Consider the following 13,824-nt stretch of genomic DNA (forward strand, 5'->3'; position numbering starts at 1 on the left):
AGCCGAGGAGGGCGCATGGATGCGCACTTGAAAGAAACCCGCGTCAGTGGCGGCGTTGCCTACGACGGCAGCTTCCTGAAAGTCCACCGCGACATGATTCGCTTGCCAGATGGCAAGGAAGTCAGCCGCGAATACATCAAACATCCCGGTGCTGTCGTGATCTTGCCTGTGCTCGATAACGGCGACGTGCTGCTGGAACGCCAGTTCCGCTATCCCAACGACCGCGTGTTTATCGAACTGCCTGCCGGCAAGCTCGAAGCCGGCGAAGACCACCTGGAATGCGCCCAGCGCGAACTGGTGGAAGAAACCGGCTACACGGCGTCGCAATGGGATTTCGTTTGCACCATCCATAACGCCATCGCGTACTCCGATGAATTCCTCGACATCTACCTGGCGCGCGGCCTGGTGGCGGGGGAGAGCCGGCTCGATGACGGCGAATTCATTGAAACCATTTCCATGCCGCTGGCCGCGATGCTGGACGCCGTGCGCACCGGCGCCATTACCGATGTGAAAACCATCATTGGCGCGTTTTGGCTGGAAAAAATCCAGGCTGGGACCTGGCAGCCGGGCTGATCGTCATGCCGACCTTGGCGCGTCTTTTGCAATGCCTGGCTGTCCTGGTGGCGCTGGCCCTGCCGGGCCATGCCATGGCGGCGCCCGCGCGCACCGCCTTCCAGGCCCGTTGCGAAGACACGCTGGATAAAACCATTTCGATATTGACGGCGCAGCAAAATGGCTATTCCGTCAATACGCAATTGTCGTACAAGGCGCTGACCGCCATGGGCGGCCGTGGCGCGGGCCACGAGTTTGTGCTGGGCCTGACCAAGGCGGAATCGTGGATCCAGCTGAACCCGGTCAAGTTGCGCATCTTGCCCGATGCGCTGAGCGGCTATGAATGCATCGCGCCGCAACTGTCGTTCAGCATCAGCTTTAAACCCTTTGTGATTTACGTCGGCAGCGAATTTGCCCCGGGCACCTGCGCCTACAAGGAAATCCTGGCCCATGAATTCCGCCATATGCAGGCTTACCTGGATCACTTGCCCAAGGTTGACCAGACCGTGCGCGAAGCACTGGCCAAACGCTTTGCCGGTAAACCGTTTTATGCGCCGCAAGGCACCGCCGTCTCGGCGCTGAACCATGAAGTGTCCGCTTCCTGGATCCCGTTTATCCGCAACGAAGTCGCGAAAGCGGAGCTGGCGCAAGTCGCGATCGATGCGCCTGAAGAATACCAGCGCATCAGCAACGCCTGCGACGGCGAAATCCAACGCATCCTCAAACAGGGACGCCGCCAGCGCTGAGACCCGGCGGTACCCGTAAAAACATGACAGAACAATTACACAATTCACGGCGCTGCATTGCGCTGATTCCCGCCGCCGGTGTCGGTGCGCGCATGGCGGCAGGCAGTCCGAAGCAATATTTGGCCATTGCCGGCAAGCCCATGCTGCGCCATACCGCCGATGCATTCCTGGCCAGCACGCTGATTTCCCACACCTATATTGTGGTCAGCGAGGGCGACGGCTATATCGACAGCGTGATTTCGCCGCGCGAGTCCGGGGTTTCGGTACTGCGCTGTGGCGGGCCGACGCGCATGGATTCCATCCTCAATGGCTTGCGCGCGGTGCGCGAAACGGTGGCCGATGGCGACCTGGTGCTGGTGCATGACGCGGCCCGGCCCGGCCTGACCCCTGGCCTGATCCGCAAATTGATTGAGGGGGCGGGCGACGCGGAAGGGGGCGGATTGTTGGCCCTGCCGGTGGTCGATACCGTCAAAAGCACGCGCGGCGGCGCGCTGGCGACGGTCCCGCGCGATGGTTTGTGGCTGGCGCAAACGCCGCAGATGTTTAGCTACAGCTTGCTGCTGCGCGCTTTGAGCGAAGCGCCCGATCCCCACGCGATTACCGATGACGCCAGCGCGGTGGAAATGCTGGGTTATTCGCCGCGGCTGATTGAAGGCCATCCCCGTAATTTAAAAGTCACGCTGCCAACCGATATCCGCATTGCGGAAATGTATATGGCCCAACCAGAACAGGAATCACCATGAGTGCTTTATTACCATTTCGTATCGGCCAGGGCTATGATTGCCACCAATTGGTCGAAGGCCGTAAATTAATACTCGGCGGTGTGGATATTCCACATGTCAAAGGTTTATTGGGGCATTCCGATGCGGATGCTTTATTGCATGCGATTACCGATGCAATACTCGGCGCGGCCGCGCTGGGGGATATTGGTAAACATTTTCCGGATACGGATCTGGCATTTAAAGGCGCGGATTCACGTGTGTTATTGCGGGAAGCCGCCAAACGCGTGAAAGCGACCGGCTACGATATCGGCAATATCGATTGCACGATTATCGCGCAGCGCCCAAAAATGGCGCCGCATATTCCTGTGATGGCCGCCAATATCGCGGAAGACCTGGGGGTTACTGTTGGCCAGGTGAATGTCAAAGCCAAGACCAATGAACGCATGGGTTATCTGGGACGGGAAGAGGGGATTAATGCGGAAGCGGTGGCATTGCTGATACGGCGCGATTCCTAAGATTTGAAGGACGATTGAAAGCCGGGCGGCAGCGATGTCGCCCGGCTTTTTTGCGCCTGAACTGGTCGTATGCTGGACTTTAATGCCATAAACTAGCGCGATCAAGCCAAGATTTGGCATAAACTGGCAAAGTTGGCGCCAAATCCGTAGGGCGGTTTGGCGCGGCGGCGCCAAGCCGCCAATACGTGCAGGCAAGCGGCGGCGAATAACGCCAATGATTCGACGGGGAATGGCATGGCGGCCTCCGCCAACGCGGAAACCGCCCCACATAAAACGCACGACGGCTCGATTAAAAGAATGGACTGGAATTTAAATCGGGAATATCAGGCACGTCGTCGTCGCATGCGCATAAATCTTCCCATTCGCATCGATAATCCGCCCCTCCGCCACCGCCACCTGTCCGCCCAAGGTAATGACTTTCCCTTCCGCCCGCACCGGCCCGGTTTTATCGCTCATGCCACGCATATAGTTGACCTTCAATTCCAATGTGGTAAATCCTTTGCCGGCAGGCAGCATGGAATGCACGGCACAGCCCACTGCGCTATCGAGCATGGTAGCAGCATAACCGCCATGCACCATGCCGCTGGGGTTGTAATGCTGCGGTCCCGGTGTGCCCTGGAAAACCACCACGCCATTATCCGCACTGATCAGCACAAATCCCATTAATTCCGCGATCGGTGGCGGCGGGGTTTTTCCGTTATTAATGCCATTCAAAAATTCATTACCGCTGTGTTCGCGCAGATACTCGCGGCTGGCGACGCCAAATGGCGCAACCTGGGCGCGGATATTTGTTTCTTCGGCCAGCCATGCATCTGACATTGTTGTTTCCATGGTCATCTTTCCGTGAAGTGGTGGGGGAATCTGTGTGCATACACTATAATGGTTTTCTGACAGCTATGTGTAGCTACACCTATGATGCTTGATCCCGCCTTGCTGGCCATCCCCAAGGCTTGTACTTTTTTCCAGTTGCGCAAACTCACGCGTACCGTCTCGCGCTTGTATGACCGCCACTTGTCCGCAGCCGGTTTGAAGACCACGCAATTTTCCGTGCTGGTGCACGTCAGCGTGCAGGCATTGCCAATGATGCAACTGGCGGCATTATTGGGCGCCGAGCGCACCACCCTGACCCGTAACCTGAAGCCGCTGACGGAAGCCGGCTGGTTGACCGTGGCGCCGGGCAGCGATCCGCGCCAGCGGATTGTCACCATTACGGAGGCCGGGCGCACTAAAGTCCGCCATGCGCGCCAGGCATGGCAGGCGGCGCAGGATGAAATGGCTTCCATGCTGGGAGCGGAGGCGTTGCAGGCCTTGCATGGGGACCTGGCGACGGCGCAAAGCAAGCTTGATTGGCTCGAGCGGGGCAGTAACGACGAAGAGGAAAATGATGGCGCGTGATATTTATGCGTACCGCGACGTGGCGGTGGAATCTTGCATCCGGGACAACGAAGTGCGGATCTGTCCCGTGCCGGGGCAGGCGTATTCGCCGGCGCTGATCGCGTATTGTCCCAAGGTCATGACGGACCTTGAAGCACACCCGCTGGGGACGTTTTTCCTGGTATCCGCCAAGTTGACAGACAGGCAAGGCGGTACGCCTTACCTGTACGTCTACCATGGCGACCCGGTCAAGGTATTGACCCCGGAACAAACAAGGAAATTCCTTGCCGAATTCAAACGTGGCCGCATATAGTTGAAACAACAACTTTGTCGGAGGTGCCATGATCAAACTGCGCGAGATCGACCATATTGTGTTGCGAGTCGTTGACCTGGACAAAATGATCACCTTTTATACGCAAGTGCTGGGGTGCTCGATTGAAAAACGCCAGGAAGCAATCGGCCTGATCCAGTTGCGCGCGGGCGCGTCACTGGTGGACCTGGTGCCGGTCGATGGCAAGCTGGGCAAGATGGGCGGCGCGGCGCCGGGCAAGGAAGGGCGCAATGTCGATCACTTTTGTTTCCGTGTCGACGGATTTGACGAAGCCGGTATCCTGGCCTGGCTGGCGTCGCACGGCGTCGAGGCGGGACCGGCAGAATCGCGCTATGGCGCGGAAGGCGAGGGGCCGTCGATTTATGTGAACGACCCCGAGGGCAACACGGTCGAGCTCAAGGGGCCGGCGTGGCAGTGATAGCCGCAAGCCTGCAACGGAGCGCATCGAAGGGGATGTCTCGCTAAAGCGCGGGTTGGCTAAGGACTGCTACCCGCTAATAAGTTGTACGTTTTCGTACTATCGCATACTAAAAACCTGGCCCGGCGTGCCGCCGGCCTGATTGGCTTTGCAACTAAAACGATCGGAACTTCATGAAATCAGCCCTGCTCATCATCGACGTCCAGCAAGCCCTGTCGCACGGCGAATACGCCGCCTGGGACAGTCCCCGCATTCTTGGCAACATCAATTCCGTCAGCGCCAAGGCGCGCGAGGCCGGTGCTCCCGTGTTCCTGATCCAGCATGATGAACCGGGCGGACCGCTGCAGGCGGAGAGTGAAGGTTGGCAACTGGCGGAGGGCTTGAATACCGCCGCCAGCGACCTGCGCGTGCGCAAGCAGGCCTCCGATTCCTTCCACAACACGGAATTACACGCGCAACTGCAGCAGCGCGGCGTCACGGACCTGGTGATTTGCGGCCTGCAAAGCGATTTTTGCGTCGACACGACCACGCGGCGCGCGATGGCGCTCGGTTATCCGGTGCAACTGGTGGCGGACGGGCACTCGACCCTGGACAATGAAGTGCTGACGGCGCAGCAAATTGCCGCCCATCACAATGCGACCTTGTCGAACCTGACCAGCTTCGGCGCCTGCACCAAAGCCGTGCCGGCTTCCCAGGTCGAGTTTTCCTGAATGCCGGCGCCAGCCTTCGGCAACCTGCACACGGACGCCACGCCGCCGGAACAGGGCGAGCGCTTCGATGTGCTGCTGTCCCACCAGGGACTCGTCATCGAGCGCATCGTCAGCACGTCAAAAATCGCTTCCCGGGAATATGTGCAGGAACAGGATGAATGGGTGGTGCTGCTGAAAGGCAGCGCCACGCTCGACGTGGCGGGCGAAGCCGTTGCGCTCCATGACGGCGATTACCTGTTCCTGCCGGCGCGCACCCCGCATACCGTCTTGACGGTGTCGGACGGGGCCATGTGGCTGGCCGTGCATTTGCATCCGGCGCCAGTGCAATAAAAACAGCCGGGAAGGAGTGCTCCCTCCCGGCCTGTCTCCCTTCTACGCCTGATCCCTCCGGTTGCAACTGTCAACTCTGACAGTTGCGTCGCTTTCACATGTCAGGTATTGTTTACACGTGAATGAAAAATTAAACCCTGATGACGGCGACCAGTTGCTGGCGGTGCTGAACGCGCTGGCCAATCCGCACCGGCTGCGCATCATTGCGGCATTGCAGGGCGGCGGGCGCAATTACGTGAGCCAGTTGGCGCGGGAAATCGGCATCAGCCGGCCGCTGCTGCACCTGCACCTGCAAAAACTGGAAGCGGCCGGATTGGTCAGCAGCAAGCTGGAATTGTCCGCCGACGGCAAGGCGCTCAATTATTTTGACGTGACCCCGTTTCATGTGCCGCTGACCCCGGAGGCCATCGCCAACGCGGCGACCACCCTGTCCACCAACCCTGAATCGTAGAGATTGCCATGTCTGAAAATGCCTATTTCGCGGCGTTCTTTTTCCCGGCCGCCGCCGCCGTCGTGATTTTCTTTTGGAAGTACCTGTCCGCCGTGATGCAGGCAAAAGTGCGGCTGGCGCAGGACGAAGCGTACCGCGACATCGCCGCCAGGGCTGTGGCGGCGCAAGCGGACACCGCGCAGGCACTGGCGGTGGCCAACGCGGCGCTGGCCGATCTCCAGGCGCGCATGGCATCGCTGGAAAAAATATTGAAGGAAGTCGAGTAGTCCAACGTCACCACCGGGAGGAACTGGCCATGAACGAAGTACCGCTGTACCGTTTGTATATGCTGCGCGCCATGTATTTGCTGGTGGCCGTTGCGCTGGGTGGCCAGATCTGGCCCGACATTTTATTGAACGCCGGATCCTGGAGCCGCAACGAAGGCGTGATCAAATCCATGCTGGGCGCCTTCTCGCTGCTGTGCGTGCTGGGCTTGCGCTATCCGCTGCAACTGCTGCCGGTTCTGCTGTGGGAAGCCGCGTGGAAAACCATCTGGCTGGCGTTCGTGCCGTTGCCGCAATGGTGGGCCCATGGGCAGATCGACGCGGCCATCAGTTCCACCGTGTTTGATTGCGCGTTTGTCGTGCTGGTCTATATCGCTGTTCCATGGGGGCACGTGTACCGCCGCTATGTGAAGCAGCAGGGCGAGCGCTGGGGCACGCCAGTGGCGCACGCGGCGGCGCGCTGAGATGGCGGTATCGGACACGATGCCGGCTGCCGCGCCGGCGGCTTCCCTGGCGGCGCATTTGCCGCCGGTGTGGCAGATCCGGCTGGCCGGCCTGCTGTACCTGGCGCTGATCGTGCTCGGTGGCGTTGATGAAATGGCGATACGCGGCGCGCTGGTGGTGTCCGGCGATGCGGCCGCCACGGCCCGCAATATCATGGCGTCCGAGGGCTTATGGCGTGCCGGTATTGCCGGCGACCTGCTGATGCACGTGCTGGACTTGCCGGTCATTGTCGTGCTGTACCTGCTGCTGCGGCCTGTTCATGCGGGCATGGCGCTGTTTGCCACGCTGATCAACCTGGTGCAGACCGCCGTGCTGGCACTAAATAAACTGAACTTGCTGCTGCCGTTGTTCCTGCTGGGTGACGGGGCTTATTTGAAAGCCTTCCCGCCGGAGCAGTTGCAGGCGCTGGCTTACCTCGCCATTAAAGTCCACGGTTATGGTTTCGGCATCGGCTTGATTTTCTTTGGCGTCGCGTGCGTGGCGCGCGGCTGGCTGATCGTCAAGTCCGGCTATGTGCCAAAGTTCCTGGGCATCCTGATGGGGCTGGCCGGCGCCAGTTACCTGCTCAATAGCTTTGCGCTGCTGTTGGCGCCTGCCGTGGCGGACAAGCTGTTCCCGTTCATTATGCTGCCGCCGCTGGTCGGGGAGACGGCGTTTGCCTTGTGGCTGCTGGCGGGGCGGCACAAGTATTAATTTGCCCGGTCGAGTCTGAACATCTACGATAATCCCCGTCCGCGCCATGCTGTCAAGGTTGCGTCATGACCTCCAGTGGTGCGAGCTGAGCGAGAATGACCAAATGCTCGACAGCCTTGACCTTTTGCAAGTGCTTCAGGTCCGAAGGGCTTCCTAGCGCCAGAGCGGGGACGAAGCCGTACATTTCATCGTGCGCCAGTGGCCCAAGCTTCTTCAGTGCTGGAGCAAACATATCTTCGAAGTCATTCTCTGAGCGCTTCCGCTTGCCGAAGAAACAGCGCATTCCAAACTCCAACTCGTCTGCTGCAAAAATAGATTCACGGGGAAAGCAGTATGCGCCGGGCGCGAATACCTTCAAAGAATCGCCAGTGCGCTCTCCCCAGAAATACAGTTCACCAAAGGCGCTGCGCGCAATGATGTGATATGCATCTTTTTCCATGAAAGGTGTATCGCCTATCCACGCCTCCAATACCGGCTCATATTCTTGCGGATTGACAGTCCAGAACAAGCCGTCAGCGTAGCCGCACCAGCCGTATTCCTCCCAATATTGCAGCAGTTGGTCTGGGAGCTTTCCACGGTAATGTTCCAAGGATGATGAGGGGACATGACGTTTGTGTATGGCCGGCCCCAATTTCTCCAAAAAATACTCAAAGTCCTCATCCATAACTACTCCTTACTTGCAACGTTCTAATTTGGCGTTCATTTTTGCACTGGCGCGCAGGGCTGTCGGCACATTGGTTGCTGCTTGATCCAGCGTGCCGAGCAGCGATTTCAGTCCCAGTGCCGCCATGACCCAGCTGCCGACCTGTGCGCCCGCAGTGGCGCCGGCCGCGGCGCCCGGTATCGCGCCGACGCCGCCGAAAAAGGCTCCGCCAGCAGCGCCGACCGCCGCGCCAGCCACCACCGAACCGCCATAGTAGAGTGCGATGTCTTCGCAGGTGGCAATCAGGATAGGCCAGATGGCATCAAGGGAGATGCCGCTTAAGCGGCTGGCGATCAGGTGGCGGGCGATTTCTCCCGAGTCGGCAATGGCCCGCCGCACGCGTTCGACTCTCGGCACCTGGCTGGCCAGGTCGTGCAAGCCGAATCCGGGTGCGGGGCTTCAATTGTGCGCGGGACAGCGAAGGCCTATTAATCCCCATCCTCATCATCAAGCTCCGCCTTGACCGTCTTAGCCTTGGCCGCGTCCGCCTGCTGCTTCAGCTTGGCCGCTTGGGCCATGAAGTCATCCACCGAATGGTCCGCGCTATGCCGCACCACCGGCGGCAGCAGCACCGACATATACAGCTCGTTCGACAGCCGTCCCGTGCTCTGGTAATTGTTCATCAACAGCAGCCCGGAACCGGCCGCCATCAGCATGCCGGACATCACGGCCAGGCGGCGCGGATGGCGCGGCAGGATGGTCATCAAGTGGAAGAACACCATGCCGCAACCGAGTCCCAACGTCACCAGGTTGCCATAGCGGGTAAAGATTTCCGCCGACCACGCATAGGCCAGCACGCTGCTGACGGTTTTCCAGGCGCCGATCGCAATCAGGCCGCTGCCCAGGATGAACAGGTGGCGGCCAAAGCGCGCGTGGCCCCCGAACAGGCGGTTGGCCAGCGCCCAGACGCCGCACCACACCATGCCGGCGCCGAGGCCGGAGGCGATCACCAGCAGGTAACGGATCGCATTGAACGATTCCGCGTCCGACAGCGCCACGTCCACGCCGGTAAACAAGGCGATCAGCGCCAGCCCCGCCAGCGCGGGCACGCCGCCTTCCCATGCGTGCATGGTGGTGTCGGCGATTTCCGGTGGCACCGGGAACTCCGCATTGCGCACGCGCAGCCGGGTATGCCCGAGCCGTACCACGGTGGTGCCGGACAGCGGCACCTGCGCCTGTTTTTTGCCCAGATGAACCACGCCATTCTGGCTGCCCAGGTCGCGCATCACGATGTGACCGTCGGCATCGAGCTCGATCACCGCATGGCGCTCCGCCGTATGCGCATCGTCGAGGATGAATTCGTTGTGATAACCACGGCCGATATGGACCGGCAACTGTTCAAAGCGCTGGCGCGTTAACACATCGCCGTTGCGCGACAAGACTTCAACGTAGTAGGGCGCCGTCATGGAGCCGTCCCGCGCGACAGCGCTTCCAGGAAAGCGCGCGCGGTACGCATGCCATTTTCATACGAGACGCCGCGTGCATCGAGGCGGCTCTGTAAGTTCATCAATCCTTCATCGGTGCTGGCGGTCAGCAGCGCGAAATCATAAAGGCCCTGGAATTTGCGGTAGGCGCGCACGCACAGCACGGCGCGCAGCGGCACGCTGTTCGGGCTTTGCGCCTTGACGAATTGCTCGGTGCATTGCGGGCCGGTCAGGCGGCTGTCCTTGTGGCTGCCAAAGCCTTCGTTCTTGAACGAGGCGCTCGACAGTTGCGCGAAGCGCACGGGGTCGAGGCCGGTGCTGCGCATGAACTGGTGACGGATGCCGATCGCGCCGGTTTGCAAGGTGCCGGACACAAAGATGGCCGACTCCATGGCGCAGTTGGTGATATCGACCGTAAACGGTTTATCCGCTTTCACATTCGAGCGGCCCCAGCAGCGCATCTGTTCCGATTCGCGCACCGGCACTTTATAGGGGCCCATGGCTTTCATGGTCAGCGGCGTGGCCAGCAACTGGTCCACCATGGATTTCTGGTGCGCCAGCAATTGCTGCGCCACGACATCGGTGAAATTCTTGGGCGGCGCGCTTTTCGGCGTCACGGTTTTCAGCAATTCCTGTGCGTAGCGGGCCGGCACCAAAAAACTCACCAGCTCGCCATCGAGGCGCTTCGAGACATTGACCCCGGCGATGTCGCCATTGACCGTCACGCTGGGACCACCGCTCATGCCGGAATTGATCGGCCCCGTGAACATCAGCTGGTCATAAAAGCTGCGCGCGATCACGCCGTTGTAGGCGCCTTCGGAAATCGCAAAACCGAGGTCGAGCGGATTGCCCAGCGAGTACAGGTACTGGCCCTGCGACAGGCGCGCCAGCTGTTCCGGCATGTTGAACACGCCGGTGCCGTTGCGGTTGACGCGCACCACGGCCAGGTCGTGCAGCACATCGACCGCCATCAATTCCACGTTGCCGCGCTGGCCGCCGGTATCGACCCATTCGCCGGCGTAGGTGTCCGGCTCCAGGGCGAATTCCGACACCACGTGGTAATTGGTTACCACCAGGTTGCTGTTGCCAATCAAAAAACCGGAACCGACCGACGATTGCGTACGGCCGCTTTTCAGCAGCGAGCGCACTTGCAGCAAGTCGGCCTTGGCGCTGGAATACAGCTTTTGCGCGGAACTCGATGGCTGCGGCAGGGCGGCGGCGTCAGCGGCGGCGGCCTGGGCGCGTTGCTGGTCGGGCGGCGGCGGGGCCGTGGCGGGCCCCGCCGCGTTGGCCGGCGCGCCCAGTGCCGTGGCGCTGCCGCATGCCATCAGCAAGGCGGCGGCCAGCCCGCGCAATAGCGGCGGACGTCGTTTGGCGGTAGTGGCGGCGGTGGCGGCAGCGCCTGCGCTGCCCGTGAACATCATCATTGGTACCAATCGGTGGTGTGATCTCATGCAGGGCAGGCGGCGGCAGGAGGGATTACAGTTCGCCGTCTTCGGCGGCGGCTGGCGGCGGGGTCATCATGTGGCCCAGCTTGGCGGCTTTGGTGTTCAGGTAGTGCTGGTTGAACTTGTTGCGGTTGACCAGCAGCGGCACGCGCTCGGCGACGGTGACGCCCAGCGCTTCCATGGCCGCGATCTTGCGCGGGTTGTTGGTCATCAGGCGCAGGCTGCTGATATTGAATTGCTTGAGCATCGGTTCCACCAGCGCGTAATTGCGCTGGTCCGCCTTGAAGCCCAGTTGTTCATTGGCCTGCACGGTATCGAAGCCCGCTTCCTGCAGGCGGTAGGCGCGCATCTTGTTGATCAGGCCAATGCCACGGCCTTCCTGGCGCAAATACAGCACCACGCCACGGCCTTCCTCGGCCACGCGTTTCAAGGCGCCTTCCAGCTGCGCGCCGCAATCGCAGCGCTGCGAATACAGCACGTCGCCCGTCAGGCACTCGGAATGCACGCGCGCCAGCACCGGCTGGCCGTCGGTGATGTCGCCCAGGACCATGGCCAGATGTTCCTTGCCCGTCGCATGCTCGACAAACGCGTGCAGCGTGAATTGCGCCCAAGGGGTCGGCAACAGGCACGAGGTGACGTAATCGAGTTCTTCTTTGACGGCTGGTTCTGCGGCGGGCTGCATGGCGTTCTTTCAAATGCTTCAAATAGTCAGGCATGCGTCCCGTTGAGGAAACGCATGCCTGCATCATAGCAAAATTTGCGGAATGTCTATGCGGCCTATATTAGGTAGCATATTCACTTTTTCAATATGGCAAGTCGAACACCAGCAATTCCGCCGCTTCCGCGCCGTCGACCACCACGCTGTCTTCCGCAATGACTTTCAGCGCGTCGCCCGCTGTCAATGCCACGCCATTGACGGTGGCGGCGCCCCGGATCAGGTGCACATAGGCGGCCCGGCCTTCGCCCACGGCATGTTCAACCCGGTCGCCGCCATTCAGAATGGTGGCGTAGATCGCCGCATCCTGGTGGATCAGCACGGAACCGTCGCGGCCATCGCTGGAGGCGATCAAACGCAATTGTCCCTGTTTGCTCTCCGGATTGAAGTGTTTTTCTTCATACCCGGGTTCAATGCCGGTCTGCGAAGGCTGGATCCAGATTTGCAGGAAATGCACGCCCTCGGTTTTCGAGTGGTTGAACTCGCTGTGCCGCACGCCGGTGCCGGCCGTCATGCGCTGCACATCGCCATAGTGCAGCACCGAACCGTTGCCCATGCTGTCCTGGTGCGCCAGCGCGCCGTCCAGCACGTAGGAAATGATTTCCATGTCGCGGTGGCCGTGGGCGCCGAAGCCCTGGCCCGCCGCCACGCGGTCTTCATTGATCACCAGCAGCGGGCCAAAGCCCATGTGCAGGGGATCGTGGTAGTGGCCAAATGAAAAGGTGTGGTGCGAATTGAGCCAGCCGTGGTTGGCGTGGCCCCGGTCTTCACTTTTACGTACTTGCAGCATTTTTGGCTCCCTGGTCAGGTTGTTCGATGGGTTGTGCGATAAATTCGAACGTGGTTTCTTGCATACTTTCTTGCATTCGCCGCTTCGATAGATCACAGTATAGGCTGACCCGTTTGTTTCAAAAAACGGAAAATTTCCCGTCTCATTATCGAAAAAATCGAATGCTCAGATTAAGCCTGGATGCCTTGCAAATAGTCGATGCGATCGACCGCCGCGGCTCATTTTCCGCCGCCGGCAAGGAATTGCACCGCGTGCCCTCGACGATTTCCTACACGGTGGCCAAACTGGAAGAAGACCTGGGTGTGCAAGTGTTCGAGCGCAACGGTCCCCGGGTGGAGTTGACCCGCGCCGGGCACGAATTGCTGAAAGAGGGGCGCTACCTGCTGAAAGCCGCGCAAGACCTGGAAGACCGGGTGCGGCGCGTGGCGTCCGGCTGGGAGACGGAACTGGCGGTTGGCATCGATTCCATGTTTTCGCCGCTGGCGCTGGAACCGGATGTGGCCGCCTTTTACGCGGTGGCGCGGCAGACCCGGCTGCGCATCGTGCAGGAAGCGTTGTCGGGGACGTGGGAAGCGTTATTGGACCGCCGGGTGGATCTGCTGGTGGGGGCGCCCGGCGACGGCCCGCCCGGCGGCGGTTATGTGTCGCACGCGATCGGCGCCGTGCGCTTTGTGTTTGCCGTGGCGCCCGGTCACCCGTTGGCCGATGTCCAGGGCAAACTGGGGCGCGGCGCCTTGCAGCACCACCGCGCCATTGCCGTGGCCGATACGGCGCGCCGGATTGCCCCGCGCACTGTGGGGCTGGTGCTGGGGCAGGACACCTTGACGGTGCCGACCTTGCACAGCAAATACGATTACCAGGTGGCGGGGCTGGGTTTCGGATTTTTGCCGGAACCCAGCGCGCGGCTGGCCATTGCCGCCGGGCTGCTGGTGGAAAAGCAGGTGGAAGAGCCGAAGCCGGATGAGCGCTTTTATGTGGCGTGGCGGGCCGGGGAGCAGGGCGCCGCGCTGGAATGGTGGAGCCAGCGCATGCGCCAGCCTCATGTATTTGAACAACTCTGCCGTTACCTGCCTGGTACGGGTAGCAAGTCACATGTGTAAACACCACGGCACACTGCAGGGTAGTTGACCATCGC

At 60.7% G+C, this 13,824-nt stretch carries 21 protein-coding genes; 14 read left to right on the forward strand and 7 right to left on the reverse strand.

Annotation, left to right across the window (positions count from 1 at the left end; all coding sequences use genetic code 11):
• The first annotated feature begins 15 nt into the window (after positions 1-15).
• From AC1RRC_RS21460 to ispF, 4 genes are read left to right on the forward strand one after another with little or no spacing between them, the layout of a single operon-like run.
• Positions 16-573: an NUDIX domain-containing protein gene (locus AC1RRC_RS21460; protein WP_493057556.1), complete on the forward strand. Its 558-nt coding sequence runs from the start codon at positions 16-18 to the stop codon at positions 571-573.
• On the forward strand, positions 531-1,298 hold the full coding sequence (locus AC1RRC_RS21465; RefSeq protein WP_493057557.1) for a hypothetical protein: 768 nt from the start codon (positions 531-533) through the stop codon (positions 1,296-1,298). The genes AC1RRC_RS21460 and AC1RRC_RS21465 overlap by 43 nt, the downstream gene beginning before the upstream one ends.
• A 23-nt stretch (positions 1,299-1,321) precedes the next feature.
• The gene (gene ispD / locus AC1RRC_RS21470; RefSeq protein ID WP_493057558.1) at positions 1,322-2,041 is read left to right on the forward strand and encodes a 2-C-methyl-D-erythritol 4-phosphate cytidylyltransferase; all 720 of its coding nucleotides are present in this window, start codon (positions 1,322-1,324) and stop codon (positions 2,039-2,041) included.
• The gene (ispF, locus tag AC1RRC_RS21475) at positions 2,038-2,535 is read left to right on the forward strand and encodes a 2-C-methyl-D-erythritol 2,4-cyclodiphosphate synthase (RefSeq protein WP_493057559.1); all 498 of its coding nucleotides are present in this window, start codon (positions 2,038-2,040) and stop codon (positions 2,533-2,535) included. Before ispD ends, ispF begins: the two co-directional genes overlap by 4 nt.
• A gap of 309 nt (positions 2,536-2,844) precedes the next feature.
• Here ispF and AC1RRC_RS21480 read toward each other — a convergent pair whose 3' ends face one another.
• Entirely contained in the window at positions 2,845-3,366 is a 522-nt protein-coding gene (locus AC1RRC_RS21480) for a PaaI family thioesterase (protein WP_493057560.1), read from the reverse strand.
• An 81-nt stretch (positions 3,367-3,447) separates the two neighbouring features.
• On the opposite strand from AC1RRC_RS21480, the gene AC1RRC_RS21485 reads away from it, so the two are divergent.
• From AC1RRC_RS21485 to AC1RRC_RS21525, 9 genes are all read left to right on the forward strand, one after another.
• A complete protein-coding gene (locus AC1RRC_RS21485) occupies positions 3,448-3,930 on the forward strand; it encodes a MarR family winged helix-turn-helix transcriptional regulator (protein WP_493057561.1) in 483 nt (160 codons plus the stop codon).
• Positions 3,917-4,222: a hypothetical protein gene (locus AC1RRC_RS21490; RefSeq protein ID WP_493057562.1), complete on the forward strand. Its 306-nt coding sequence runs from the start codon at positions 3,917-3,919 to the stop codon at positions 4,220-4,222. The genes AC1RRC_RS21485 and AC1RRC_RS21490 overlap by 14 nt, the downstream gene beginning before the upstream one ends.
• A gap of 28 nt (positions 4,223-4,250) precedes the next feature.
• The gene (locus AC1RRC_RS21495; RefSeq protein ID WP_493057563.1) at positions 4,251-4,658 is read left to right on the forward strand and encodes a VOC family protein; all 408 of its coding nucleotides are present in this window, start codon (positions 4,251-4,253) and stop codon (positions 4,656-4,658) included.
• Between the two features lie 173 nt (positions 4,659-4,831).
• Positions 4,832-5,368 carry a cysteine hydrolase family protein gene (locus AC1RRC_RS21500; RefSeq protein ID WP_493057564.1) on the forward strand — a complete coding sequence of 179 codons (537 nt, stop codon included), beginning with the start codon at positions 4,832-4,834 and terminating at the stop codon, positions 5,366-5,368.
• A complete protein-coding gene (locus tag AC1RRC_RS21505) occupies positions 5,369-5,698 on the forward strand; it encodes a cupin domain-containing protein (RefSeq protein WP_493057565.1) in 330 nt (109 codons plus the stop codon).
• Between the two features lie 118 nt (positions 5,699-5,816).
• Positions 5,817-6,149: an ArsR/SmtB family transcription factor gene (locus tag AC1RRC_RS21510; RefSeq protein ID WP_493057566.1), complete on the forward strand. Its 333-nt coding sequence runs from the start codon at positions 5,817-5,819 to the stop codon at positions 6,147-6,149.
• An 8-nt stretch (positions 6,150-6,157) separates the two neighbouring features.
• Positions 6,158-6,415, forward strand: a complete 258-nt coding sequence (locus AC1RRC_RS21515) for a hypothetical protein (protein WP_493057567.1) — start codon at positions 6,158-6,160, stop codon at positions 6,413-6,415.
• Between the two features lie 29 nt (positions 6,416-6,444).
• On the forward strand, positions 6,445-6,876 hold the full coding sequence (locus tag AC1RRC_RS21520) for a hypothetical protein (protein ID WP_493057568.1): 432 nt from the start codon (positions 6,445-6,447) through the stop codon (positions 6,874-6,876).
• Between the two features lies 1 nt (position 6,877).
• Positions 6,878-7,609 (forward strand): DUF4386 domain-containing protein, encoded by a 732-nt coding sequence (locus AC1RRC_RS21525; RefSeq protein WP_493057569.1) that lies wholly within the window; start codon positions 6,878-6,880, stop codon positions 7,607-7,609.
• Between the two features lie 52 nt (positions 7,610-7,661).
• Here AC1RRC_RS21525 and AC1RRC_RS21530 read toward each other — a convergent pair whose 3' ends face one another.
• The 6 genes from AC1RRC_RS21530 to AC1RRC_RS21555 form a co-directional block, all read right to left on the reverse strand.
• A complete protein-coding gene (locus tag AC1RRC_RS21530; protein WP_493057570.1) occupies positions 7,662-8,273 on the reverse strand; it encodes a GAD-like domain-containing protein in 612 nt (203 codons plus the stop codon).
• Between the two features lie 9 nt (positions 8,274-8,282).
• Complete coding sequence (locus AC1RRC_RS21535; protein ID WP_493057571.1) at positions 8,283-8,690, reverse strand: DUF6861 domain-containing protein; 408 nt, start codon at positions 8,688-8,690, stop codon at positions 8,283-8,285.
• 50 nt (positions 8,691-8,740) lie between these two features.
• On the reverse strand, positions 8,741-9,718 hold the full coding sequence (locus AC1RRC_RS21540) for an FHA domain-containing protein (RefSeq protein WP_493057572.1): 978 nt from the start codon (positions 9,716-9,718) through the stop codon (positions 8,741-8,743).
• Positions 9,715-11,064, reverse strand: coding sequence for a S1 family peptidase (locus AC1RRC_RS21545; RefSeq protein WP_493057692.1), 1,350 nt, complete (start codon positions 11,062-11,064; stop codon positions 9,715-9,717). The genes AC1RRC_RS21540 and AC1RRC_RS21545 overlap by 4 nt, the downstream gene beginning before the upstream one ends.
• 151 nt (positions 11,065-11,215) lie before the next feature.
• Positions 11,216-11,866, reverse strand: coding sequence for a GTP cyclohydrolase II (gene ribA / locus AC1RRC_RS21550; protein ID WP_493057573.1), 651 nt, complete (start codon positions 11,864-11,866; stop codon positions 11,216-11,218).
• 121 nt (positions 11,867-11,987) lie between these two features.
• Positions 11,988-12,689, reverse strand: coding sequence for a pirin family protein (locus AC1RRC_RS21555; RefSeq protein ID WP_493057574.1), 702 nt, complete (start codon positions 12,687-12,689; stop codon positions 11,988-11,990).
• Positions 12,690-12,850: 161 nt separating this feature from the next.
• Between AC1RRC_RS21555 and AC1RRC_RS21560 the strand changes: the two genes are divergently transcribed.
• Positions 12,851-13,789, forward strand: a complete 939-nt coding sequence (locus AC1RRC_RS21560; protein WP_493057575.1) for a LysR substrate-binding domain-containing protein — start codon at positions 12,851-12,853, stop codon at positions 13,787-13,789.
• Positions 13,790-13,824: the final 35 nt, after the last annotated feature.

This window comes from Pseudoduganella sp. GW821-FHT12E03 (genome assembly GCF_058807115.1).